Source organism: Arthrobacter sp. Y3224198 (assembly GCF_059090025.1).
On sequence record NZ_JBNHFG010000012.1, the window covers coordinates 1 to 22,737 of the forward strand.

Sequence of the window (22,737 nt, forward strand, 5' to 3'; positions counted from 1 at the left end):
GGGCACAGTGCCCGGCCCCGCCGTCGTCTGTGGGCTGCCCGCAGGCAACCGGGTTTCCCCACGCCACGGGTTTCCTCGGGCTCGGGTTTCCTCAGACTTTGGCTTCCTCCGCTTACGGTGCCTCGTCCGGCCCGGCGGGGGTTTCGCCGGCAAGGATCAGGTACAGGGAGCGCTTCGTCTCGCCCAGCAGGGCCGCGGCGGCGGCCACCTGCTCCGGGTCCCCGGCCATTCCGACCTGGCGGGTGGCCGCTGCGAGCTCGTGCAGCAGGGCACGCAGGTCCGGGCCGCTGTGGGCCCTGTTGAAGTCGCCGAACGGGTCCGAGGTTTCGGCCTGGGCTGCGGCCCGCCCTTCCTCGGTGAGGCTGGCGAGTTTGCGGCCGCCGTTGACCTCGATGGTAACCAGCCCTTCATCCTCCAGCTGGGCCAGCGTGGGATAGATGGCACCCGGGCTGGGCTGCCAGCGGCCGTTGGTGCGTTCGCTGATGGCCTGGATCAGCTGATAGCCGTGCATGGGCTCCTGGGCCAGCAGCAGCAGGACGGCTGCGCGCACGTCGCCGCGCCCTGCCCGGCGTCCGCCCGGTCCGTGATGGCCCCTGCCGCGACCGCGCCACGGCATGCCGCCGGGCATGGCTCCTGCTCCGCGGGGGCCGCCCGGGCCAAAGCCGCCCAGCCCGCCCGGTCCGCCTGGCCCGAATCCGCCGAAGCCTGCCGGCCCTCCCGAGGTGCGGTGGCAGCGGCTCGGCTCCTGGGCCGCCTCCTGCGGGGTGTCAAAGGGATGGAATTTATGCATGGCCTTCTCCTTCTGAAGACGTTCGCACTGGCCGTCACGCGACCATCAGCCTGAGTCCTAAAGAAGCGCTTCAATAACATCACGATATATCGTGAGCAATCGTAAGTTCAAGGGTCTGCCGGTGTGTTCGTGGTACCGGATCCCGCAGGGGCGGACTGCCCCGGGAAAACGAGAAGGCACGATTTACCGTTTTTTGGCTGGAAAACGGTAAATCGTGCCTTCTCGTGTGTCAGACGCAGGGCCCGCAGCGGCGGACTACTTGAGGTGGTCCACCAGCTCTTCCGCGATTCCGGTGTACTTGCCTGGGGTGAGGGCCTGCAGGCGTTCTTCCGCTTCGGCGGGCAGGCCAAGACCCGCAATGAATTCCTTCATCCGGTCGGCGTCCACGCGGTGTCCGCGGGTGAGGTCCTTGAGGCGTTCATACGGGTTTTCCATGCCCGGCGTGCCGGCCACGGCTTCGGCGCGCATCACCATCTGGATGGCCTCGCCGAGCACCTCCCAGTTGGTGTCCAGGTCCGCGGCCAGGACGGCGTCGGCCACGTCCAGGCGCTCCAGGCCCTTCGCCACGTTCGAGATGGCCAGCAGGGAGTGGCCGAAGGCCACGCCGATGTTGCGCTGGGAGGAGGAATCGGTGAGGTCGCGCTGCCAGCGTGAGGTCACCAGGGTGGAAGCCAGGGTGTCCAGCAGGCCGTTGGAGATTTCGAGGTTGGCTTCGGCGTTTTCGAACCGGATCGGGTTCACCTTGTGCGGCATGGTCGAAGAGCCGGTGGCACCCTCCACGGGTACCTGAGCGAAGTAGCCGATGGAGATGTAACTCCACACGTCGGTGCAGAAGTTGTGCAGGATCCGGTTGAAGCGGGCCATGTCGGCGTAGAGCTCGGCCTGCCAGTCGTGGGATTCGATCTGCGTGGTGAGCGGGTTCCAGGTCAGGCCAAGGCCCTCCACGAAGCTGCGCGCCACCTGCTGCCAGTCGGCCTGCGGCACGGCCGCGTAGTGGGCTGCGTAGGTGCCGGTGGCGCCGTTGATCTTGCCCAGGAACTCGGTGTTCCGGATGCGGCGCAGCTGGCGGGAGAGGCGGTGCACCGTAACCGCCAGTTCCTTGCCCAGGGTAGTGGGGGTGGCCGGCTGTCCATGCGTGCGCGAGAGCATGGGAACGCTGCGGGTGTCCTCGGCCATGGCAGCGATTTGGTCCACCAGGTGCTGGGCGGCGGGGAGCCAGACGTTCTCTACGGCACCCTTGATGCCTAGTGCGTAGGAAAGGTTGTTGACGTCTTCGGAGGTGCAGCCGAAGTGCACCAGTGCCTTGAGCTCCTCGATGCCCACCCCGGCCAAACGGTCCGCAATGTAGTACTCCACGGCCTTAACGTCGTGAACCGTGCGCTTCTCGATCTCGCCGAGCTCCGTGACGGAATTGCCGTCGAACCCGGTGACGATTTCGCGCAGCTTGTGCTGCTGCTCCGCGTTCAGCGGCTTGGTGCCGGGAAGAACGGCGTTGCTGGTCAGGTGGATCAGCCATTCCACCTCCACGTGGGTCCGGTCGCGGTTCAGGGCGGCTTCGGACAGGTAATCCACCAGCGGTGCTGCAGTGCTGCGGTACCGGCCGTCCAGGGGGCCCAGGGCGATGGCGGGAGTCACGGAGGCAAGGGATACACGGGAAACAGATTCAGCCATGCGGCAATTCTTTCATGCCGGTGCGTCGGAACCGGTGTGTGACTTTCCGGGGGGGGGGGGGGCGACGTCGGCTGACCTCTCCTCCACAGAACCCCCGGTAGGAGCCGGAGGGTGGGGGAGTCCCCACCGCTGCGCCCGGTCATCGTCGGCGGCGGGCCGTGGTGCCTAACTTGAGTGGGGCGGGCACGGGCAGGGCCGGCACCAACACGGTATGTGAAAGAGCACAGCGGAGGAACGCATGAATCAAATGGCTGCGGCCGCATATGCACAGGAAACCGCGCATCAGTTGGTGTCCTGCGCCGGGGAAACGGACCAACGTGAGGACGAAGTGGCCGCGGCGGCGGGTGTCCGCTGGGTATCGCCTGCTGCAGATGCATTCCGGCACGCGTTGGCGGCATCTGTTCAGGAACTGCCGTGGGTGGCGGACCAGCTGCGGGCGGCCGCCGCAGATCTGCAACAGGACCCGACCACGATGATCGCGGGAGGCTGACCGGATGGGTGCCATCGGGGCTGCAGACAGCCTCCGCGATCAGCCGGCGTTCCAAGTGAGGGGTGGTTCGGCCGGACTGCTGGTGCAGTTGGAGGATCTTGCACGGGTGGCGGATCGGCTGGGAACCACTACGTCCATGCTGCGGAACCTTGAGCAACGGGTCAACGGCCTGTGGCTGGAGGCTGGAGCATGGGGAGGCGGCTCCGTAACCGCAGACCGTGTCCGGGCACGGATGCTTGACGCGTCTTTCGCCCTGCGGAGATCGGCGGCCGCCCTCGAGGAGCTCACCGAGGGCGTGCGGGAGAGCGCCCGCAGCTACGCCGCCACCGAGGGTCGGGTGCAGCTGCGGATGCCCTGGGCCGGCGCGGTGTCCCCCTGGCCGGCACCTCCGGCCAGCGGGGGAACCCTGGTGCCGACCCGCGGCCAAATGGAGGCCGCGCTGGGTTCCGTGGCTGACGAAGTGGCTCTGCAGGCGGCCCTGGCGCTGCTGAAGACCGCAGGGGTGACGGAGCTGCGGCCCGTGACGGTAACCGCGCTTCCCGGGAAGTCGGAGAACATCCGGCTGGACGGAACGGCGGCCGGCCTGCTCGCCCGGTCGCGGGTGCTCAAGGACGGAAACGATCCGGGAGTGGTCGAAGTCCTCCGTATTGAGGAGGGCGGCAAACACACCTTTGTCGTCGTCCTGCCGGGCACGCAGGGCTGGTTTTCCGACGGGGGATCCGTGCCGTTTGACCTCGCAGGAATGGGAGAGGCCCGGGGCCGCGAAAGCCAGTATGTTGCCGCTGCCGTGGCGGAAGCACTCCGGCAGGCAAACGCCGAAGCCGGCAATTCCGTGGTGCTGTCCGGATACAGCCAGGGCGGAGACCATGCCGCCAATGTCGCAGCGTTCCTCGCCACCGAGAGCCAGTATCAGGTGGACTTTGTGCTGACGGCCGGCAGCCCCACCGGCACGGCCAACCTACCGCCGGGTGTGCCGGCCCTGCATCTGGAGCACGAGCGGGACTGGGTCCCGGGGCTCGACAGCGTGCCCAATCCGGATACCCCGGACCGGGTCACCCTGACCCTGACGGATCCGGTTGCCACCCCCGGAGGGGAGCCGGCCGGCCTGGGCCCGGCGCACCGGCTGGAGAACTACCTCGACGGTGCGGCGCTCGCGGATGCCAGCGACGATGCTTCGGTGCGGACAGCGTTGGGGTCGCTGTCGTTGGCGGTGGGAGCGGGGCAGGCCACCAGGCACTTGTACCGTTTTGAGCGGGAACCGCTGCCGCAGCGGGAGGCATCTGCCCGCTAGCGCCGGCTGCAGCACGTGGTCCCGAACCGGGGTACACCTCAACGCCTGCCCCGCCGGTGAGACGGGTCTCGTCCAGGAGATGATCCCCGGTGCATTCGGGTGTTGGGCGCCGGCCGCTAGGTGTACTGAGACAGCACGTTAGTTACACGGGAAATGGGTGAAGACCTCTTAGATTTGGTGGTTACCACACACACCCGAAACCAAGAGGTCTTCATGTCCCCCCATAATGCCCGACTGGCTCCTGCCGGATGAATGATCCTGATCCAGCGCGTCACCGCGGGCCGGCCTGTTGCCCATGGGCCAAAGTCATTCAAGCCCGCATCGAGCACCGTTCCGGGCCCTCGGACCCGGCCGCCCGCACCGGCGTCGGTACCCGGACGGTGTCCAGGATCCTCGCCCGTGCTTTGATGCCCTAGCTTTGGGAACTGGGTCCGCTGACCGGGAGCAGGATCCGCGCCGCCCGGTCGACCGACTGCCGGTACGAACGCGACGCTCCCGGAGACATGATCCGCATCGACGTGAAGACACTTGGCCGGATCCCTGTCGGCGGCGGCTGGCGGGCAGACCCGAACCAGTCCGCCCGCAACCACAACGCCGGAGAGTCGGCTTCGACTACGTCCACGTGGCCGTGGACGACCACTCCCGGCTCGCGTTCGTCGAAGTCCATCCCGATGAGAAAGGGGCCACCTGCGACGGGTTCCTGGAACAGGCCGCGGCATTCATGGCAGCCCACGGGCACCAGTGAAACGGGTCATGACAGACAACGCCTTCGCGTACCGGCTTTCGAACGATTTCCAGTCCGTGCTGGCCGGTTTGGGCGATCAAGCCCCGGCATCCGTGGCAGAACTGCAAGGCCGAACGGTTCAACCGCACCCTGCAGGAAGGCTGCGCCTACCGGCAGGTTTTCGACTCCGCTGGTGCCTCGTTATCGTGCCTCGGTGGCAGGACTGCGCACCAATCCCACCAGCATCAATTCGACCGCTCATCTGGCCTGCCTCTGATGAGGTTCTCTACACGTCGAACTCACGTATCAAGGCCCTCCACAACTTGCGGGTCGTGGAGCATTTTCGCCGTCAAACTGCGAGGTTCATAATTGCCGCCGCCGTACGATGAGCCGCTGCGAAGAACTAACGGAGGTCGACCCAACGGTTCCGGCCAGCACTGGAGGAGGTAGCGTTCACTGGGCTCCTCTACTATCTGGTCTCGGTTGATGTCCCGACCGGAGGAGTAGATGCGGAATCTGTACCGATGATGGTCCTGACTCTCTAGTGAACCGATCATTATCGACCTGACTTCGTCATTACCCAGAGTGAGCGTGCCTTCACCGAGCTTGACCGATGTCTCCTCGACATCTTCCCAATGATCATTGGTAAGCAACGTGGGTGCCTCGCTCAATACTTCCAGATTGATTAGCACTGGCCCTCCCCAAATGCCCGTGACCACCTGCAGTCCCAAATCTTGGAGAGGATCAGGCTCGGCTTGGCGTCGAGACGCCATGAAGGCCTCTACAAGCCGAGCCTGATCGACAGGAGGAGGCGATACCAGTAAGGAGAATCTGTGGCTACTCGCAGGTACGATCCAGCTTCCAGATCTGATCACGCTATTGCCTCCAGCCGCGTTAGAGCGAAGTCACAACATAGAAAGGATCGTTGTTGATGACCCTTGCGGAGAGGTAGAAGGAACCCAGAGCAGTTCCGGCTTCTCGATTGAGCGCCGCTGGGATCATGCAGCGGCTGAATCCGAGTGGGCCGGTCGACCCTCCAGCTGGGAGGAAGCAGTTTTCAAAGACACGAGCAGTGCCTCCACTGGTGAAACCACCTTGATTTGTTGAAGCAAACGGGTACTCATCGCACTCGTACCCGGTTGGGCGTGTCAGGCTGCTCGGGCAGGAAGTAGACCTGTTTCGGTTCTGCAGCGTCGTATCCACGAGTCGAGTCAAAGGGTTCGCCGGGGAAGCACCTGGAAGACCTGAGGCTTGAGCCCTATTGATGTGGTCGCGGAATTCGTACCACTCAGTACCTTGGTAGTTTAGCCCGGGGGTAATCTGCGGGTTGATGCACCCCCAGCCGACGTTTCCGGGCAATGCGTTGTCACATCGGATAGCGATAGATTGCCGCGACGAAGTGACAGCATTCGTGATGCCGGGAGTTCTGAAGGTCGTCGTCCACGTAGTGGAACTGTTTTCGACTGCCCCGGCCGCGGTGGCGGTGGTGTTGAAGTAGGCCTCACCGGACACGTACTGGTTAACCACCAGCGCTTTGGTCGGCATCGACGAGCTGACTGTAGTGCAGCTGCCCGCGCAAGCTGCTGTACCAGTCACTGTGATCCCTGCTGCTTCTCCTGTGATAACGCTTGGAACGATTTCGTACTGGTGTGCCCAGGTCCCGCTTCGGGCGGAAGTGTAGATGTAACTTACTTCGAGAAACTCCATTGTTCCGGTGACGCGGGCAACACCATTCGTTGAGAAGACACCGCAGGAGTCTGTCCGGTTCGCAACATATCTGTTTGTCGCTTGTTGACAGAATGAAGGAACTGGTTGAATTGCGAAAGGCGTTATTTCGGGCTCACTGGGATTCGCGGCATCTTTTGCTTTTATTCGCTTCGACATTAAATCCGACACCGATTTGCTCTCGTCCTTGGGATTCGAGGTGATGCAGGAGACTGTTTGCCCTTCCAGGGGCTGAGGGCACTCCCCCTGGCCCTTCCTCGTTTCCAGACCGTTCGCTACTAATGACTGTGGCGTTACTTGTACAGGTGTGTCGATAAGCTCGGAGGAGCCACCGATCGTCGTCATCGAATCGACAGATGCAGTCGTATCGGATTGGGCTCCAGCCGGGCTGGGTCCTATAAACAAGGTAAGTACGAGCAGGGTAAATGCAGTCGAGAGCGTTTCCCTCATGATTTCCCCCAATTAAGAAAATATAGCCAAGCTGAGGGTAGGTATCTGAGCGTGGATTAATCAAGGGATAGCGATAATCGCGTCGGTACCCGGACGGTGTCCAGGATCCTCGCCCGTGCTTTGATGCCCTAGCTTTGGGAACTGGGTCCGCTGACCGGGAGCAGGATCCGCGCCGCCCGGTCGACCGACTGCCGGTACGAACGCGACGCTCCCGGAGACATGATCCGCATCGACGTGAAGACACTTGGCCGGATCCCTGTCGGCGGCGGCTGGCGGGCAGACCCGAACCAGTCCGCCCGCAACCACAACGCCGGAGAGTCGGCTTCGACTACGTCCACGTGGCCGTGGACGACCACTCCCGGCTCGCGTTCCGTGGCAGAACGGCAAGGCCGTAGCTAGACCTCTACAACCACCACCGCCCGCACGGCAGCCTCGGAGGCAAAACACCCATCACCCGTGTAACTAACGTGGTGCCTGAGTACAACTAGCGCTGCCCGCTAGCGCCGGCTGCGCCTCCGCGCGCCGGTCACGGTGTCCAGCACCATGGAAACAACACTAATGATGACCGCACCGAAAATGGCCGTCCAGAAGAAGGAATCAACGTCAAACCGGATAGGCGTGTAGCTGCTGAGCCACGCGGTGAGTTCGAGCATGGCGGCGTTGATGATGATCCGGAAGAGGCCGAGCGTCAGAATGGCCAGGGGTAAGGTGAGGCCCTGCGCTATCGGCCGGACCAGGGCGTTGACCAGCCCGAAGATCAAGCCGATGAAGAGGTACGCGAGCACCGTATCCCATGTGGAATTACCGGTCATGCTGCCCGTTTCCGCGGTCAGCGTCAGGCCGGGGAGAAGCCACGAGGCAATCCAAAGGGCTATGGCGTTCAAGACAATCCGCAGAAACAGTGTGACCATGCACTCATGCTGGCAGATAGCGGGCTATTAGTGTTAACGCCATGACCACTACCGAGAATGACATCGACGCCGCTGAAGTTCCCGCTCCCGCCATCTCACCGCGGCCCGTGGTGGGCCAACTGCCGCAGTACAAGGCGGGCAAGCCACCGGTCGTCGTCGACGGGTTGGAGAGCTACAAGCTTTCGAGCAATGAAAACCCGTACGCGCCGCTTCCCGCGGTCCTTGAAGCCATCAATGACCACGCCACCGTCAACCGCTACCCTGACCCGCTTTCCACGGCGCTCCGGAACGAGCTGTCCGCCTTCCTGGAGGTTCCTGCCGAGGACATCGTCACCGGCGGAGGCAGCCTGGGTGCGTTGAACCAGCTGCTGGCCACGTTCACCGGACGGAATCCGGACGGCACGGCGGACGAGGTGATCTACGCCTGGCGCTCGTTTGAGGCCTACCCCATCAGCGTCGGGCTGGCAGGCGCCGAAAGCGTGCAGATTCCGCTGAAGGCCGACGGTACCCATGACCTGGACGCCATGGCCGCTGCCATCACGGAACGCACCAAGGTCATTCTGCTCTGCACTCCGAACAATCCGACCGGACCGGTCCTGACCACGGCCCAGGTGGAGGACTTCCTGGGCCGCGTCCCGTCGGACGTCATTGTGGTCATCGATGAGGCGTATGAAGACTTCGTGCGCGATCCCGACGCCGTCAACGGAGTGGACATGTACCGCGGCCGTCCCAACGTGGTTGTGCTGAGGACGTTCTCGAAGGGGGCGGGACTGGCGGGTCTGCGGGTCGGTTACTCGATCTCGCACCCGCACATCACGCAGCACCTGCGCGTGGCGGCCGTGCCGTTCGCCGTCTCCACCATTGCCGAACAGGCAGCCATCGCCTCCCTGCGGCACCACGACCAACTTGTGGAGAGAATACAAGGACTGGTGGCGGAACGGACCCGCGTGGTCGAGGGCCTGCAGGCCCTCGGATGGGAGATTCCGGCCGCCCAAGGCAACTTTGTCTGGCTGGGGCTGGGTGAGGATACCCCCGAATTTGCGGCGCTGGCGGAGCAGCAGGCACTGGCCGTACGGGCCTTCGGCACGGAGGGCGTGCGGGTCACCATCGGCGAGGAGGAAGCCAACACCCGGTTCCTCGCTTTATGTGCGACTTATACAAAAGGCCCGAAGGTTTCCTAGCGGGTCCTAAGTAGGGTCGGAAGCCGCGCCGTCGTTAGGCTTTGGGGAGTAACTTCCACATATATGCAAAACAGGGAATGTATTCCCCGCAAGGCATATTTACAACGCAGGCGCGGCTTTCGGCTGTCCGGGCGAGGAGTAGGCATGGACGTAGGACACCTGCCGGCAAGTGAGTTCGACTCTGCCGGATCAGAGCAATCCCTGATGGGTGCACCCGAAGACAATCCTGTCCCGGATATGGTCCAGTTGCTCACCATCGACGGCCAGCTCCGGCAGGATGAAACGTACAGCGAGTACGTCAAGGACCTGAGCCCGGAGCAGCTGCGCGGGTTCTACCGGGACATGTTCCTGGTCCGGCGCTTTGATGAGGAGGCCACCGCGCTCCAGCGCCAGGGCGAACTGGTGATGTGGGTTCCGCTCACCGGCCAGGAGGGCGCCCAGATAGGTTCGGGACGCGCCTTGCAGCCCCAGGACTATGTCTTCCCCACCTACCGCGAACACGGTGTCGCCTACACACGCGGCCTGGAGCTGGCGCACCTGCTGCGCCGCTTCCGCGGTATCTCGCACGGCGGTTGGGATCCGCGTGAAGCAAACTTCCACCTCTACACACTGGTGCTGGCCGCGCAGGTGCCGCATGCCGTCGGCTACGCCATGGGCATGGCCCGCGACCGGCTGGTGGATCCCAAACTCCCCGAGGCGGCCACAGTGGCCTACTTCGGCGACGGCGCCAGCTCCGAGGGCGACGTGCACGAGGGCATGGTCTTCGCCGCTTCCTACAATGCGCCGGTGGTGTTCTTCTGCCAGAACAACCACTGGGCCATCTCCGTGCCCACCGAGGTCCAGTCCCGGATTCCGCTGGCCAACCGCGCCCAGGGCTACGGCTTCCCGGGCGTGCGCGTGGACGGCAACGACGTCCTGGCCGTCCACGCCGTCACCCGCTGGGCGCTCGAGCACGCCCGGTCCGGCGGCGGCCCCGTCCTCATCGAGGCCTTCACCTACCGCATGAGCGCGCACACGACGGCGGACGATCCCACCAAGTACCGCCTCAGTGCGGACGAGGAAGCCTGGCTGGACCGCGACCCACTGCTGCGGATGGAGAAGTTCCTGCGCAGCCAGGGCCTCGTGGATGACGCGTTCTTCGAAGAACTCCGCCAGGAGGGCGCCAGCATGGCGGTTCGGCTGCGGGAGAACGTGCAGCACATGGAAGCTCCCGGATTCGAGGACGCCTTCGCCGACGTATACGCCGAGGCACACCCGCTGATCCGCGAGGAACTGGACGCCCACCGCCGGTATGAAGCCGGCTTTGCCGACTCGGGGGACGACGCCGCACATCCGGCTGCCGGCACGGGCGCCGGTTCCACCACCACCTCCGCTTCCCGGGAGCACACTGCATGAGCACCATGACCATGGCCAAGGCCATCAACGCCGGACTGCGCGCCGCGCTCGAGACCCACCCCAAGTCGTTGCTGATGGGCGAGGACATCGGTTCCCTGGGCGGCGTCTACCGGATCACCGAAGGCCTCAAGGCGGACTTCGGTGCGGACCGCGTGATGGACACGCCCCTGGCCGAATCCGGCATCATCGGCACCGCCATCGGTCTGGCCCTGCGCGGTTACCTGCCCGTCTGCGAAATCCAGTTCGACGGTTTTGTCTTCCCGGGCTTCAACCAGATCACCACCCAGCTGGCCAAAATGCATTCGCGCAGCGAGGGCGCCCTGAGCGCGCCGGTGGTGATCCGCATTCCCTACGGCGGCGGCATCGGGTCCATCGAGCACCACTCGGAATCCCCCGAAGCCCTGTTCGCCCACACGGCGGGGCTGCGCATCATCACGCCGTCCAACCCGCAGGACGCCTATTGGATGATTCAGCAGGCCGTGGCCTGCCAGGACCCGGTGATCGTGTTCGAACCCAAGCGCCGCTACTGGCTCAAGGGCGAGGTCGATACGTCCGCGCCGACGTCGGACCCGTTCTCCGCGCACGTGGTGCGTGAGGGTTCCGATGCCACCATCGTGGCGTATGGCCCGCTGGTGCCCGTAGCCCTGGCCGCCGCTGCCGCAGCCGAAGAGGACGGCCGTTCCGTGGAAGTGGTGGACCTGCGCTCCATCTCACCCATCGATTTCGATACCGTCACCGCGTCGGTGAAAAAGACCGGCCGGCTGATCGTTACGCACGAGGCACCGACTTTCGGCGGCATCGGCGGCGAGATTGCCGCCCGCGTGGCCGAACGGGCGTTCCTGTCCCTGGAAGCACCCGTGCTCCGCGTCGGCGGGTTCCACATGCCCTACCCGGTGGCCAAGGTCGAGGAACACTATCTGCCGGACATCGACCGGCTCCTCGAGGCACTGGACCGCTCCTTCGCCTACTGAGGCATCCCGCCGTCCGACCCCAAGGCACCGCCCCGCTGTTTCCTCCCAGCCCAGACACAGATCGAGAAGCCATGACTGAAAAGACATTCAACCTGCCGGACGTGGGCGAAGGCCTGACCGAAGCGGACATCGTGCAGTGGAAAGTGCAGCCGGGAGACACGGTTGCCGTCAATGACGTCATCGTGGAGATCGAAACCGCCAAGTCCCTGGTGGAGCTTCCTTCGCCGTACGCGGGCACGGTTTCCGCGCTGATGGTGGCCGAAGGCGAGACGGTGGATGTCGGCACGCCCATCATCAGTGTCACGGTGGGCAGTGCGGGCGCCAACGCCGGGTCCGGCGCGGACGGCACCGGGGCAGGGTCCGCGGCAACCGGCGGGGCTGGAGGCACAACGCCCACGCGCAGCACCGGGGGAGGGGCCGCGACTGAAGCCGGTCCGGCTTCCGAAGCTCCCGCGGCGTCCCTGACGGGCACCGGTCCCAAGCCCGACGCCGTCCGCCGCCGCCCGCGCCGCGGCCCCACCAGCGCTGCGGCGCCGGACGCAGCGGCGAACCCGGCTGCCGTGCCGGCTCCGGCGGAAGCCGCGCACCCGACGGCCGCCCCTAAGCCTTCCACTCCCGCATCAACTTCCGCTGCGACAGCGCCCGCCGCCGTTTCCCCGGCGGCGGGGTCGGCGGCGTCCACCGCCACGACGGCAGCTGCCGTGGTCCAGGAGCGGGTTAACCGTTTGATCCAGCGGGTGCTGGCTAAGCCGCCGGTCCGGAAGGCCGCCAAGGACCTGGGCATCAACCTGGCGGACGTTCCCGCCACCGGGGCCAGCGGCGAAGTCACCAAGCAGGACCTGATGAGCTACCAGGCACAGCGCGAGGCCGAGCGGGAGTCCGCCGGCCGGTTCTGGGCCGCGGAAAACGGAAAGCGCGACTCCCGGATTGAGCGGATTCCTGTAAAGGGCGTCCGCCGGGCCACCGCAAAAGCCATGGTGGAAAGCGCCTTCTCTGCACCGCACGTCAGCATTTTCGTGGACGTGGATGCCTCGCGGACCATGGAGTTCGTCAAGCGGCTGAAAACCTCCAAGGACTTCGAGGGGATCAAGGTTTCCCCGCTGCTGGTCCTGGTCAAGGCGGTGATCTGGGCCGCCGCGCGGAACCCGTCGGTGAATGCCACCTGGGCCGGCGACGAGATCCTCGTGAAGCACTTTATGAACCTCGGCATCGCCGCAGCCACGCCGCGCGGGCTGATGGTGCCGAACATCAAGGATGCCCAGAACCTTTCCCTGAAGGAGCTCGCCGTTGCCATCAACACCCTGGCGGCCACGGCGCGGGAGGGTCGGACCCCGCCGGCCGACATGCAGGGCGGCACGCTGACCGTTACCAACATCGGCTCGCTCGGCATCGACACCGGAACGCCCATCATCAACCCGGGCGAAGTAGCCATCGTGGCCTTCGGCACCATCAAGCAGAAGCCGTGGGTGGTGGACGGCGAAGTGGTACCGCGCTGGATCACCACCCTTGGCGGGTCCTTCGACCACCGGGTGGTCGACGGCGACCTGTCGGCCCGCTTCATGGCGGATGTCGCGTCCATCCTGGAGGAACCGGCCCTGCTGCTGGACTGACGGGGATTTCCGGCTCTGCTCCGCGGGAGATACGGATCCCCGCACCTCCCGCGGACAGTGCTGCCCTAACGGATAGTGCCCTAGCGGACCCGCACGGCTTCGATCGCGGCCGTGAGGATCGGTGCCAGCCGGCGGACGCCTTCGGCAATGTCTTCGGAGGATACCGCGCTGAACGCCAGGCGAAGCTTGTTGGACGGACCCTCCCCGGGTGTAAATGCCGCTCCGGGGATGAAGACCGTGCCGGCGTCGATCGCTTGATAAAGCAGGGGGTAGCTGTCCACGCCTTCGGGCAGGGTCATCCAGATGAAGAATCCGCCGTCCGGGCGGGTCCAAGTGACTCCTTCGGGCATGTGCTCGTCCAGTGCCTCGAGCATGGCCGCGCAGCGCTCGGCATACAGTGCCCGGGAGTCGCGCACGTGCCCCATCCAGTCGTACTCACGCAGGTAGGCCGAGACGAGCATCTGGGTCAGCGGAGAGGGGCAGAGGACCACGGCTTCGCAGGCCAGGTAGAAGCGGCGGTAGAGGTGGCGGGGGATCAGTGCCCACCCGAGGCGTACCCCCGGGGCGAAGATCTTCGAGAATGAGCCCAGGTACAGCACGTCCTGGGGATTGTCCGCCCGCATGGGTGCCAGCGGTTCGCCGTCGAAACGCAGCAGGCCGTACGGGTTGTCCTCCAGGACCAGGATGTTGTGGCGGCGGCAGATGTCCACCACCGACTGCCGGCGCGCGGCGCTCAGCGTGACGCCGCTGGGATTGTTGAAACTGGGAATCGTGTACAGCAGCTTGATGGTTTTGCCCTCGGCGAGCAGTTCGCCGATGCGCTGCTCGAGCGCCTCGGGAACCAGACCGTCGTCGTCCATCGGAACGGACTGCACGTCCACTTCATAGGCCTCGAAGGCATTGAGTGCACCCACATAGGTGGGGTCTTCGCAGAGAATGACGTCGCCGGGATCGCAGAAAACCTTCGCCGCCACGTCCTGGGCCGACTGTGAGCCGGTGGTGATGACTATGTCCGCCGGATCGGCGTCGAGGATCCCCTCGGCGGCCATGACCTGGCAGGCCTGCGCCCGCAGCTCTTCCATCCCCTGCCCACCGCCGTACTGCAGCGCCTCGAGTCCGTGCTCGGCAATGATCTTCTGCGCCGTCCGGCCCAGGTCCTCCAGGGGCAGTGAGCGCAGGTACGGACTGCCGCCGGCCAGGGAAATCAGGCCGGGCCGGATGGAAATATCGAACACGTCACGGACTGCTGACTGCTTGATATGGAAGGCACGGTTGGAGAACAGCATTTCATGGCGGTGGGAGCCGGCCGCACGCTCCAGGGCGGCCATGGTGTCGACGGGCAGTTCTGCGGCATCGGAGAATTCCTCGCGGGTCATGCCTCCCATGCTAACCCCGCAGGTTGACTGCTATGCAACGGCTGTTTCGTACACCTGGCGTTCGAGGGGGTCTAAATCCAGCCCGCTTTGTGTGCCTTGATTCCGGCCTGGAAGCGGCTTTCCGCTCCGAGCTCTTCCAGCATCCAGGCAATGTGCCGCCGGCAGGTCCGGACACTGATGCCCACGCGCCGGGCAATCGCCTCATCCGAATACCCGGCGGCGAGGGCGGTGAGGACCGAACGCTGCGTGCTGGTGAGCTCGTCCCGTCCGGGGCTCTCGGACAGGAACGGCTCGGCCAGCCCCCAGGCGAAATCGAACAGCAGGCCGAAAATCCGGATCAGGTTTGGATCCCGGATGACCAGGCCCGCGACGTCGCCGGGATGCAGCTGGCGGGCCACCACGGCCACCTTTTCGTCGAAGATCAGGGTGCGCAGCGGCATGTACGGCAGGGTGCGGAACTGGCCGCCGGCGGCGGTAATGGTTTCCACCGCTTTCCGGGTGGGGACATGGTCCCGGGTGCTGGAGTGGTACAACGTCTGCCGGCGGACGCCGCTGCGCAGCAGGTCCAGGTCCTTCTGCACGCTCTCCTCATGGATATCGGCATTCGCGCCCTGGCCCGGACGGGCAATCAGGACCCGGTCCGTGGCGCTGCGCCCGTATTCGATCAGCACCCGCTGGACCTTGTCCTGGTCCTCCACCACTTCCACGGAGGAGTCCGCCGCGAGGCGCTTGCGCGCCTCCACGTAGGCGGGCGTCAGTGCGGCCATTTCCCGGCGCCGCGCGTTGATCCGGCTGCGCAGTTCCAGCAGGGTCCGCTCGTCCGGATCCACCAGCTCGGCCAGCGCCACATCCGGGGAAACCGCCGTGTAGCTGGGGCAGTCGGTAGCCTGGGCCAGCAGCAGGCACCGGGACGTGAGTTCGGCGATGGCGGCATCAATAGCCCGGCTGGTATATCCCAGTGCCTCCGAAGCGTCCTCGGCCGTCCATCCCGGACGGCTGACGGCAAAACGGTAGACGTCGAGCGAAACCTGAGACAGCACGGCGCATCCTTTCAAAGCAAGGTGGAATCCCCAATCGCTACCCTACCCAGCAGACCCCGATTCCGGACCGCACGTGACGAAAGTGCTTTATGTCGACAACACACTGCAAAAAGTCGGACATGGCCGGTTAATGCCAACGACGGCGTGCGCTCCCACAAGGGACGACAGTCCGCCGGGTCTCCCATGGGCTGTGTGCTCTTGAGGGAACGCCAGGCAGCGTCCGGGGTCCGGAACCGGACATGTCCGGAACCGGGCAGCGGAGGCTATTTACAGTCCGGCCGATGGCGGGGGAAGCTTTCGGAGTCATATCAAGGCGCCGGCTGAGCAACAGCCAAGAGACACAAGGGGGACAGCAATCATGAAGAGCTGGGATTGGTTCTAACCATCGGCCCCCGGTGGGCCGAACACAGGAAATAACACAAGCAGGTCCGCCCAGCGGCGGTAACCGACCCCGAGGGGAAAGACACACATGAGCCAGCTAGCTGCAGTTCGACCAGCCTCACGGACGCAAACCGGCACTCATTGGTGGTCTCTCTCCGTCCATACGGGGGGCTTCGATGTAGCGGACGGCATCATTGGAGAACTGGTTACCCCGCTGGCGGCACAGGCCCAGATCCTCGGAGCACAGCGGTGGTATTACACGCGCTGCTCGGATCCGGCCTTCGCGCACGTCAAGATGCGCGTGCTGGCCACAACCGAGACCCTGGATCGGTTGCAGTCACTGTTGGTGGCGCTGCAGGAACAGTCCAGCGGAGTCATCGGCCATCTGGAGACCAGCCAGCAACTTTCCGAACCCGCCACGGACCGGCTCAGCCCCGGCGGCGGGGAGCCCCAGGATCCGCGGGTGGAAGCGGACCTGGCCAAGTACGGCGGAGTGGAAGGCCTCTCCCTCGCCGAAGAAGTGTTTGAACTGTCCTCGGACCTCGCCAGCTGGGCCACTGCCCGCTTCCCCAAGGTCCAGAACCGCTGGGCACTCGGTTCACTGCTGCTTTTTGATGCCGCGCGGAGCATGATGAAGGGTCCGCGGGCCTCGGCCTGGCCGGACCGGCGCCGCCTGTCATGGGACTACTACTGGGACAGCCACCTGCGCAGCTGCACGGCCGGCTTCGGCCCGCGGGCAGCCGGGGTGCGGCAGGCCATGCAGGTGCAGGTAGGCGCCAAGGTCATGCCCACGCACAGGCTCATGGCAGCCACGGCAGCCGAATCGGCCGTGGAAAACTGGCGCCGCCGCTGGTTCCGCGGCATTGACACTTATCTCTACCGGGCCGACAAAGCCCGGCTCAGCCGCAGTGCACAGCACCTGACGGTGTACCAGGCGCACATGCTCCTCAACCGTTTGGGCCTCAGCCTGCGGGAGGAAGCAGCCATGGGGCTCTATGCGCGGACCTGGAGCCCGGAACGGGAATCCGCAATGCTGGACAAACGCTGATCGTGGACACATTTGGGAAGGGGGCCCATCCGGTGGCCGATGCAGAAGAGGTAGTGGTGGCAGACGCCCAGGAGCTCGGGACAGTCCTGGGCTGTTCGGAGGATCTGCTGGCCGACATGCGGGACATAGGAGTCCTGGAACCGTTCGGCGAGGCCTGGAACGTTGCGCCGGCGCGTGAGTACCTGCGGGACGCCGCCTGGGCAGACCAGGCCTGGTACTGAGGCGGACCGGGCATTCGCGACTGAAGGAACGGCAGCGTTCCCCGCAAAGCGAAGCTTAGAGAGAAAGCATAAAGAGAAGGGACGGGCCGCAACGGTCCGTCCCTTCTCTTTGGGCTGTTTGTGCCCACCTGGTTTTGAGGCAGCAGGAACTGCAGGCACCGTCCTAGCCGACGGACACGGAAGCCTCGGCAAGGATCCGGACGGCCTCGTTGAGCTGCGCCACGGTATCCGGATCATCCTTGGGGTGCACCTCGGCGTACCGCGTGACCGAACCGCCGATGGCCAGGCGCACTTCTTCCACTACGCGGGCGCCGGCGATCCCCACGGACTTCCGGGCGTCGTCCTGGGCCCAAACGCCGCCGTACTGGCCGAAGGCCGCGCCGATGACGGCAGTGGGCATCCCGGACACGGCACTGGCACCGAACGGGCGGGACAGCCAGTCGATGGCGTTCTTCAGGACCGCAGGCATGGTGCCGTTGTACTCGGGGCTGATCAGGAGCAATCCGTCGGAGGACGCAGCCGCTTCGCGCAGGGCAACGGCGCCCTCGGGGACCAGCCCCTCGGCGTCGATGTCCTCGTTGTAGAAGGGGATCTCACCCAGCCGGTCAAAAACCAGGACGTCAACGCCTTCAGGGGCGCCGGCCGCGGCCACTTCGGCCAGTTGGCGGTTGATGGATCCGGCACGGAGGCTGCCGACAAGGGTCAGGATGGTGGTGCTCAAAATTTGGAACTCCTGTCTAGGCCGTGCTCTCCCCCAAGGCACGGACGCGGGTCTGTCTTCGAACGCTTAAACGGACCATGGTCCGGATATATTCCCGGAGGGTTACAATGACGCCGTGACAGGGAGCACACGCGGGGCAGGCGGCGTGCGGAAGGATGCGGCCCGCAACCACCGCCTTCTGCTGGAGGCAGCCACGCAGCTGTTGGCCGAGGACGGTGCGGATGCCCTCACCATGGACCGGCTGGCCCGCCGGGCCGGTGTGGGTAAGGGCACGGTGTTCCGCCGCTTCGGAAACCGCGCCCGGCTGATGCAGGCGCTGTTGGAGCAGGTGGAGCGGGGTTTTCTTGCCGCATGCTTCTCGGGACCGCCGCCCCTGGGTCCAGGCGCCCCGCCGGCGGCGCGGCTGGAGGCTTTCGGCATACAGAGGCTGCGCTTGCTGGCCGCCAACAGTGAGCTGGCGCGGGCGGCCGACGTCGATCCGCGGGCCCGGTACCGGCATCCTTCGCGCCGCGCCGCCCTCGAGCATGTCACCGGGCTGCTGCGGCTGGCCGGATCGGTGCCCGATCCGCAGCTGGCCGGCTATCAGCTGGCAGCCTTCCTGGACGCCGGCCTGTTGCTGCATCTCCGGGAGGACGCCGGCATGACCCAGGAGCGGCTCGAAAAGGCCTGGGCGGATCTGGTGGGCGCCGTGACCGGGAAAGGCGGACAGCCGGCCGGCTAGCGGTCCGGCTGCTCCAAGCCCAGCGAGGCGATCAGGGAGCGCAACGCCTTACGCAGCTCCTGGCTGTCCTCGGCGTCCAGGGTGATTTCCGCCTCGGCCAGCTGTGCGCACTTCACTACCTTGCGGCCGGTGTCCGTGATGGACCAGGAGTCCTCCCCGGCAACGTACCCGGAGGACTGCAGGGCAAGGAGCTCCTGGCGGACGGCCTGGCGTGTCAGGCCGGCACGTTCAGCCAGGACGCGTTCTCCGGCCGGAGCCGTCTCGAGGTGGCCCAGGATGGCGAAACTGCTGCGGTTGAGGCCGAAACGTTCCAGCGCGCCGTCGCTCGCGACGTGCGATACCAAGGCCGCCGCTGAAAGCAGCCGGGGAAAGTAGCCGGGGGATACATCCGGGGTGGAGGAGTCCGGGTCCGACTGGCGGCGTGCATCATCGTCCGGATCGAGAGCGGGGTTCACCGGGACACCGCCGGGGCAAGGATCCGGGCGGAGGCTGGCACGTGCGAAATGGGGATGGCGTCCGGGGGACTGACGTGGCGAAACGGCACTTGTTCCTAGGAAGTAAAGGGGATACGGCTGTGCAAAAACAGCTGGCCACGTCTTGACCAGAGATGATCATATTGTGAACTTCGCGGGCTGACAAGCGAGTCTGCCGCCGCCGGGACAAGCGCCGGGAGCGGATGCGGCAGGTGGGTTCCCGGTCATGCAGGGACCCGAATGCGGGTGTGAGGCAAACCTCGGTTAGCTTTGTCTGATGCACCTCAAGGACCGGATCGAAGCTGCCCCGATGAGCCCCCGTCAGGTGGCGATCATCGGCATCTGCACAGCCCTTTACATGATTGACGGTTTCGACGTCCTGGTCATGGCCTTCAGCGCCAGCCATGTGGAGGCGGAATGGGGGCTCAACGGCGCCCAGTTGGGCTACCTGCTCAGCGCTGCGCTGATCGGCATGGCAGTTGGATCCATCTTCGTCTCCACCGTGGCTGACATCATCGGGCGCCAGCGGACGCTGCTGATAGGGATATGCGTTGTGGGGGCCGGAATGCTGGCGTCCTTTTTCGCCCCCAATTATGCGGTGCTGATGATCCTGCGCCTGGTGACCGGCGTCGCCATCGGCACGCTGCAGGCCACCATCAGCGTGTTTGCCTCCGAGTTCTCCAACGCGAAACGGCGTTCCACGGCGCTGGCGATCGTCAGCATCGGCCAGCCCATCGGCGGCGTGCTGGGCGGTTTGATCAGCGGCGTGCTGATCAGCCACTACGGCTGGCGTTCGGCCTTCCTGTTCGGCGCGGTGGTGACCTTCCTGATGATTCCGCTGGTGCTGAAGGTCTTTCCGGAATCGGTGGACTATCTGCTGGCCCGCCGGCCGGCGGGAGCCCTGGCCCGGGTCAATGCCAGCCTTCGCGCCATCGGGCAGCCGGCAGTGGAGCTGCTTCCGGAGCCGGTGATCCGCGAGCAGAAAAAAACATCCCGCTTCGCAGATGTGCTGACCGGCTACAACGCCCGGCGCACCATCCTGCTGGCCCTGGCCTATTTCGTCCTGATGGGCAGTTTCTACTTTGCGAACTCCTGGACGCCCAAGCTGATCACCGCCAGCGGCTTCACGGCCCAGGACGGCATCAACGCCGGTGTGCTGTTCAGTGTGGGGGCGATCGTGGGAGGGGTGATGCTGGGCCTGTTCGGAGCCCGGTTCCCCATGCGCAAAGTCCTGGCGGTGTTTTTCCTGGCCGGCGCGGCCTCGTTTGTGGTTTTTGCCAACTCAACCACCGGCTCACTGGGCTGGGCGCTGTTCGCCGCCGCCCTGGTGGGCTTTGGCTCCAATGCGCCGATTGCCGGCATGCTGGCCATCAGTCCCACCTATTACACCGGCGAGATCCGCGGCACCGCGCTGGGCCTGGTGATCGGAATGGGACGGGTAGGCGCCATCGCTTCCCCCATCCTGGCCGGCGCCCTGATGGACGGCGGCTGGACTCCCGGGGACCTGTACTTCCTGTTCGTGATCCCGATGGCGCTGGGCGCCGTCGTTATTTCCCTGCTGGGCCAGCCGGTGCTGCGTGAGCCGGCCAGGGAGGCCGCGCCGGCGCACTAGCGGCAGGTGCGGCGGAAGCCGGGCGGGTCCGGGAGCGCGAGAGTCCCCGGATCCGCCCGGCGCTGCCGCTACGAGGCCACGAGTTCGGGCCAGTCCGCGGCCAGCTCCAGCCCGTGTGCGGCCGAAACGGAGGAATGCGTGACCCGGCCGCCGGCGATGTTCAGGCCGTGGGCCAGGTCCGGGTACTTCTCGAAGGCAGCGGCGACTCCGAGATTGGCCAGCGCCACCGCATACGGCAGGGTGACGTTGGTCAGCGCGTACGTGGAGGTGTTGGGCACCGCCCCGGGCATGTTGGCCACGCAGTAGAACAGCGATCCGTGCACCCGGAAGGTGGGATCCTCGTGCGTGGTGGGGTGGCTGTCCTCAAAGCAGCCGCCCTGATCCACCGCAATGTCCACCAGGACGCTGCCCGGCTTCATGCGGGACACCGTGGAATTGGTGACGAGCTTGGGGGCCTTTGCCCCGGGAACCAGTACCGAGCCGATCACCAGGTCGGCGTCCACCACGGCCCGTTCGATCTCGAACGCGTTGGAGGCAACCGTCTTGATCCGGCCTGCGTACAGTTCGTCCAGTTCACGGAGGCGGTCAATGTTGATGTCCAGGACCGTCACATCGGCGTGGGCTCCGACGGCGGCCGCCGCCGCGTTGGTCCCGGCAACTCCTGCGCCCAGCACCACCACCTTTGCCGGACGTACGCCCGGTACGCCGCCCAGCAGCAGGCCGGGCCCGCCGGCAGGAGCCATCAGGGACTGCGCTCCCACCTGCACCGAAAGGCGTCCGGCGACTTCGGACATGGGGGCCAGCAGCGGCAGGGTGCGTCCGCGCTGCACGGTTTCGTAGGCAATCGCCGTGACGCCGCTGTCCAGGAGCGCCGCGGTGAGCTCCGGCTCGGCAGCCAGGTGGAGGTAGGTGAAGAGGATCAGGCCCGGCCGGAAGTGCCGGTATTCGGACGCCACCGGCTCCTTGACCTTGAGGATCATGGCAGCCTGGGCCCAGACGTCGTCGGCTGAGTCGAGGATCTGCGCTCCGGCCGCGGTGTACTCCGCGTCCGTAATGTTGGAACCGGTGCCGGCACCGCTCTGTACCAGCACCTGGTGGCCATGGGTGCGCAGCTCATGCACGCCCGAGGCTGTTATAGCTACGCGGAATTCATTGTTCTTGATTTCCTTGGGGATACCGATGATCACAGTATTGCTCCGTCAGTAGGGTCAGCCGGCGGGGTGTCCGCCGACACAGCCCCAGCATAGATGCCCGCCGTCCGCACGGGCAGGCCGCCCCCTCACCAGTTTCCGCCCGGTCCCGGCGCCGGAGACGCTTTCCCCAAACACGCCCCGCGCGTGGTCCGCGTCCGGACCGTGCCTAGCCGGCGGCCGGACCGGCGGGCGGGTTGTGTGCCTGCAGCCGGGCGGCCTTGGCCTCCTTCGCCGCTTTCTGGGAATCCAGCCAGGCCTGGACATCCTCCATCCGGATGCGGCGGTGGGAACCGCGGTACTCCACCGGAATGATGCCCGCATCGGTGAGGTTGCGCAGGTAGGTGTGGGAAATGCCTGCCGCGGCGGCCGCCTGCGAGGTGGTCAGCAGCGGCATAGGCCCGGCGGGCAGCGGCACGGCCTCCGCCGGAGCGGCGGCAGCCGCGGAGATGCTCACCGGGTTTCCGTCCGCCAGGCGCGAGAGCAGCTCCAGCACGGCATCCCGGGCGGTGTCCGGCAGGCGCAGCGCGGTGCCGTCCACGAAGACTGTGACATCACCGGCGGCCAGTGCCCGCTTCAGCGCGCGGATGTCCTTGTCCGGCAGTGCCGGTATGGTTCGGGAACTCTCACTCATGGCCCTAATCTTGCCAAAGGAATGCACCGCCTTCAGGCACCGGTGCCGTGTTGGAACGGGCCGGACATGATGGAATGGCGGAAGGAAGCGATCCGCGGCCGGCAACCGGCC

22 protein-coding genes and 1 pseudogene are annotated in these 22,737 nt (G+C 65.7%); 13 read left to right on the plus strand and 10 right to left on the minus strand.

The features are described from left to right. Positions 1-112 precede the first annotated feature (112 nt). Positions 113-790 carry a PadR family transcriptional regulator gene (locus AC5RUF_RS08660; protein ID WP_494130297.1) on the minus strand — a complete coding sequence of 226 codons (678 nt, stop codon included), beginning with the start codon at positions 788-790 and terminating at the stop codon, positions 113-115. 255 nt (positions 791-1,045) lie between these two features. Beyond that, positions 1,046-2,461: an adenylosuccinate lyase gene (gene purB, locus AC5RUF_RS08665; RefSeq protein ID WP_494130298.1), complete on the minus strand. Its 1,416-nt coding sequence runs from the start codon at positions 2,459-2,461 to the stop codon at positions 1,046-1,048. A gap of 247 nt (positions 2,462-2,708) precedes the next feature. Between purB and AC5RUF_RS08670 the strand changes: the two genes are divergently transcribed. The 4 genes from AC5RUF_RS08670 (at position 2,709) to AC5RUF_RS08685 (ending at position 5,335) form a co-directional block, all read left to right on the plus strand. Next, entirely contained in the window at positions 2,709-2,951 is a 243-nt protein-coding gene (locus tag AC5RUF_RS08670; protein ID WP_494130299.1) for a hypothetical protein, read from the plus strand. Between the two features lie 4 nt (positions 2,952-2,955). Then, positions 2,956-4,242 carry a WXG100 family type VII secretion target gene (locus AC5RUF_RS08675; protein ID WP_494130300.1) on the plus strand — a complete coding sequence of 429 codons (1,287 nt, stop codon included), beginning with the start codon at positions 2,956-2,958 and terminating at the stop codon, positions 4,240-4,242. Between the two features lie 622 nt (positions 4,243-4,864). Beyond that, a complete protein-coding gene (locus tag AC5RUF_RS08680; RefSeq protein WP_494130301.1) occupies positions 4,865-4,987 on the plus strand; it encodes a hypothetical protein in 123 nt (40 codons plus the stop codon). 75 nt (positions 4,988-5,062) lie between these two features. Beyond that, on the plus strand, positions 5,063-5,335 hold the full coding sequence (locus AC5RUF_RS08685) for an integrase core domain-containing protein (protein WP_494130371.1): 273 nt from the start codon (positions 5,063-5,065) through the stop codon (positions 5,333-5,335). 525 nt (positions 5,336-5,860) lie between these two features. Here AC5RUF_RS08685 and AC5RUF_RS08690 read toward each other — a convergent pair. Then, complete coding sequence (locus AC5RUF_RS08690; RefSeq protein ID WP_494130302.1) at positions 5,861-7,153, minus strand: NucA/NucB deoxyribonuclease domain-containing protein; 1,293 nt, start codon at positions 7,151-7,153, stop codon at positions 5,861-5,863. A gap of 180 nt (positions 7,154-7,333) precedes the next feature. Here AC5RUF_RS08690 and AC5RUF_RS08695 point away from each other — a divergent pair. Beyond that, positions 7,334-7,512, plus strand: a pseudogene (locus AC5RUF_RS08695) (IS481 family transposase); the annotation flags it as partial. A 126-nt stretch (positions 7,513-7,638) separates the two neighbouring features. On the opposite strand, the gene AC5RUF_RS08700 reads toward AC5RUF_RS08695, so the two are convergent. Then, the gene (locus tag AC5RUF_RS08700; protein WP_493997776.1) at positions 7,639-8,052 is read right to left on the minus strand and encodes a phage holin family protein; all 414 of its coding nucleotides are present in this window, start codon (positions 8,050-8,052) and stop codon (positions 7,639-7,641) included. Between the two features lie 41 nt (positions 8,053-8,093). Between AC5RUF_RS08700 and AC5RUF_RS08705 the strand changes: the two genes are divergently transcribed. From AC5RUF_RS08705 to AC5RUF_RS08720, 4 genes are all read left to right on the plus strand, one after another. Then, positions 8,094-9,233 (plus strand): histidinol-phosphate transaminase, encoded by a 1,140-nt coding sequence (locus AC5RUF_RS08705; RefSeq protein ID WP_494130303.1) that lies wholly within the window; start codon positions 8,094-8,096, stop codon positions 9,231-9,233. Positions 9,234-9,377: 144 nt separating this feature from the next. Next, positions 9,378-10,628 carry a pyruvate dehydrogenase (acetyl-transferring) E1 component subunit alpha gene (gene pdhA, locus AC5RUF_RS08710; RefSeq protein WP_494130304.1) on the plus strand — a complete coding sequence of 417 codons (1,251 nt, stop codon included), beginning with the start codon at positions 9,378-9,380 and terminating at the stop codon, positions 10,626-10,628. Further along, entirely contained in the window at positions 10,625-11,599 is a 975-nt protein-coding gene (locus AC5RUF_RS08715; protein ID WP_494130305.1) for an alpha-ketoacid dehydrogenase subunit beta, read from the plus strand. The genes pdhA and AC5RUF_RS08715 overlap by 4 nt, the downstream gene beginning before the upstream one ends. 71 nt (positions 11,600-11,670) lie before the next feature. After that, positions 11,671-13,209 (plus strand): dihydrolipoamide acetyltransferase family protein, encoded by a 1,539-nt coding sequence (locus AC5RUF_RS08720; protein ID WP_494130306.1) that lies wholly within the window; start codon positions 11,671-11,673, stop codon positions 13,207-13,209. A gap of 80 nt (positions 13,210-13,289) precedes the next feature. On the opposite strand, the gene AC5RUF_RS08725 is transcribed toward AC5RUF_RS08720, so the two are convergent. Next, positions 13,290-14,585 carry an aminotransferase-like domain-containing protein gene (locus AC5RUF_RS08725; RefSeq protein WP_494130307.1) on the minus strand — a complete coding sequence of 432 codons (1,296 nt, stop codon included), beginning with the start codon at positions 14,583-14,585 and terminating at the stop codon, positions 13,290-13,292. Positions 14,586-14,656: 71 nt separating this feature from the next. Next, positions 14,657-15,625: a helix-turn-helix transcriptional regulator gene (locus AC5RUF_RS08730; RefSeq protein ID WP_493997248.1), complete on the minus strand. Its 969-nt coding sequence runs from the start codon at positions 15,623-15,625 to the stop codon at positions 14,657-14,659. A 469-nt stretch (positions 15,626-16,094) separates the two neighbouring features. On the opposite strand from AC5RUF_RS08730, the gene AC5RUF_RS08735 reads away from it, so the two are divergent. Next, entirely contained in the window at positions 16,095-17,054 is a 960-nt protein-coding gene (locus AC5RUF_RS08735; RefSeq protein WP_493997249.1) for a lantibiotic dehydratase C-terminal domain-containing protein, read from the plus strand. A 32-nt stretch (positions 17,055-17,086) separates the two neighbouring features. Next, a complete protein-coding gene (locus tag AC5RUF_RS08740) occupies positions 17,087-17,275 on the plus strand; it encodes a hypothetical protein (RefSeq protein WP_494130308.1) in 189 nt (62 codons plus the stop codon). Between the two features lie 163 nt (positions 17,276-17,438). Here the strand turns inward: AC5RUF_RS08740 and AC5RUF_RS08745 are convergent, their stop codons facing one another. After that, on the minus strand, positions 17,439-17,999 hold the full coding sequence (locus tag AC5RUF_RS08745; RefSeq protein ID WP_494130372.1) for an NADPH-dependent FMN reductase: 561 nt from the start codon (positions 17,997-17,999) through the stop codon (positions 17,439-17,441). 112 nt (positions 18,000-18,111) lie between these two features. Between AC5RUF_RS08745 and AC5RUF_RS08750 the strand changes: the two genes are divergently transcribed. Beyond that, entirely contained in the window at positions 18,112-18,717 is a 606-nt protein-coding gene (locus tag AC5RUF_RS08750) for a TetR/AcrR family transcriptional regulator (protein WP_494130309.1), read from the plus strand. Here AC5RUF_RS08750 and AC5RUF_RS08755 read toward each other — a convergent pair. Continuing rightward, a complete protein-coding gene (locus AC5RUF_RS08755; RefSeq protein WP_494130310.1) occupies positions 18,714-19,172 on the minus strand; it encodes a hypothetical protein in 459 nt (152 codons plus the stop codon). The two genes, AC5RUF_RS08750 and AC5RUF_RS08755, sit on opposite strands and share 4 nt — an antisense overlap. Before the next feature lie 295 nt (positions 19,173-19,467). On the opposite strand from AC5RUF_RS08755, the gene AC5RUF_RS08760 reads away from it, so the two are divergent. Beyond that, entirely contained in the window at positions 19,468-20,802 is a 1,335-nt protein-coding gene (locus AC5RUF_RS08760) for an MFS transporter (protein WP_494130311.1), read from the plus strand. A 68-nt stretch (positions 20,803-20,870) separates the two neighbouring features. Here the strand turns inward: AC5RUF_RS08760 and ald are convergent, their stop codons facing one another. Then, positions 20,871-21,989 carry an alanine dehydrogenase gene (gene ald, locus AC5RUF_RS08765; protein ID WP_494130312.1) on the minus strand — a complete coding sequence of 373 codons (1,119 nt, stop codon included), beginning with the start codon at positions 21,987-21,989 and terminating at the stop codon, positions 20,871-20,873. Between the two features lie 172 nt (positions 21,990-22,161). Then, entirely contained in the window at positions 22,162-22,626 is a 465-nt protein-coding gene (locus AC5RUF_RS08770; RefSeq protein WP_494130313.1) for a helix-turn-helix domain-containing protein, read from the minus strand. Between the last annotated feature and the right edge of the window lie 111 nt (positions 22,627-22,737).

What these genes read in the sequence shown, in the direction of transcription:
- purB (WP_494130298.1), bottom strand. Translation starts at nt 2,461, where the DNA reads ATGGCTGAATCTGTTTCCCGTGTATCCCTTGCCTCCGTGACTCCCGCC.
- AC5RUF_RS08735 (WP_493997249.1), top strand. Translation starts at nt 16,095, where the DNA reads ATGAGCCAGCTAGCTGCAGTTCGACCAGCCTCACGGACGCAAACCGGC.
- AC5RUF_RS08715 (WP_494130305.1), top strand. Translation starts at nt 10,625, where the DNA reads ATGAGCACCATGACCATGGCCAAGGCCATCAACGCCGGACTGCGCGCC.
- AC5RUF_RS08675 (WP_494130300.1), top strand. Translation starts at nt 2,956, where the DNA reads ATGGGTGCCATCGGGGCTGCAGACAGCCTCCGCGATCAGCCGGCGTTC.
- AC5RUF_RS08720 (WP_494130306.1), top strand. Translation starts at nt 11,671, where the DNA reads ATGACTGAAAAGACATTCAACCTGCCGGACGTGGGCGAAGGCCTGACC.
- AC5RUF_RS08660 (WP_494130297.1), bottom strand. Translation starts at nt 790, where the DNA reads ATGCATAAATTCCATCCCTTTGACACCCCGCAGGAGGCGGCCCAGGAG.
- AC5RUF_RS08770 (WP_494130313.1), bottom strand. Translation starts at nt 22,626, where the DNA reads ATGAGTGAGAGTTCCCGAACCATACCGGCACTGCCGGACAAGGACATC.
- AC5RUF_RS08725 (WP_494130307.1), bottom strand. Translation starts at nt 14,585, where the DNA reads ATGACCCGCGAGGAATTCTCCGATGCCGCAGAACTGCCCGTCGACACC.
- pdhA (WP_494130304.1), top strand. Translation starts at nt 9,378, where the DNA reads ATGGACGTAGGACACCTGCCGGCAAGTGAGTTCGACTCTGCCGGATCA.
- AC5RUF_RS08760 (WP_494130311.1), top strand. Translation starts at nt 19,468, where the DNA reads ATGCACCTCAAGGACCGGATCGAAGCTGCCCCGATGAGCCCCCGTCAG.
- AC5RUF_RS08670 (WP_494130299.1), top strand. Translation starts at nt 2,709, where the DNA reads ATGGCTGCGGCCGCATATGCACAGGAAACCGCGCATCAGTTGGTGTCC.
- AC5RUF_RS08700 (WP_493997776.1), bottom strand. Translation starts at nt 8,052, where the DNA reads ATGGTCACACTGTTTCTGCGGATTGTCTTGAACGCCATAGCCCTTTGG.
- AC5RUF_RS08705 (WP_494130303.1), top strand. Translation starts at nt 8,094, where the DNA reads ATGACCACTACCGAGAATGACATCGACGCCGCTGAAGTTCCCGCTCCC.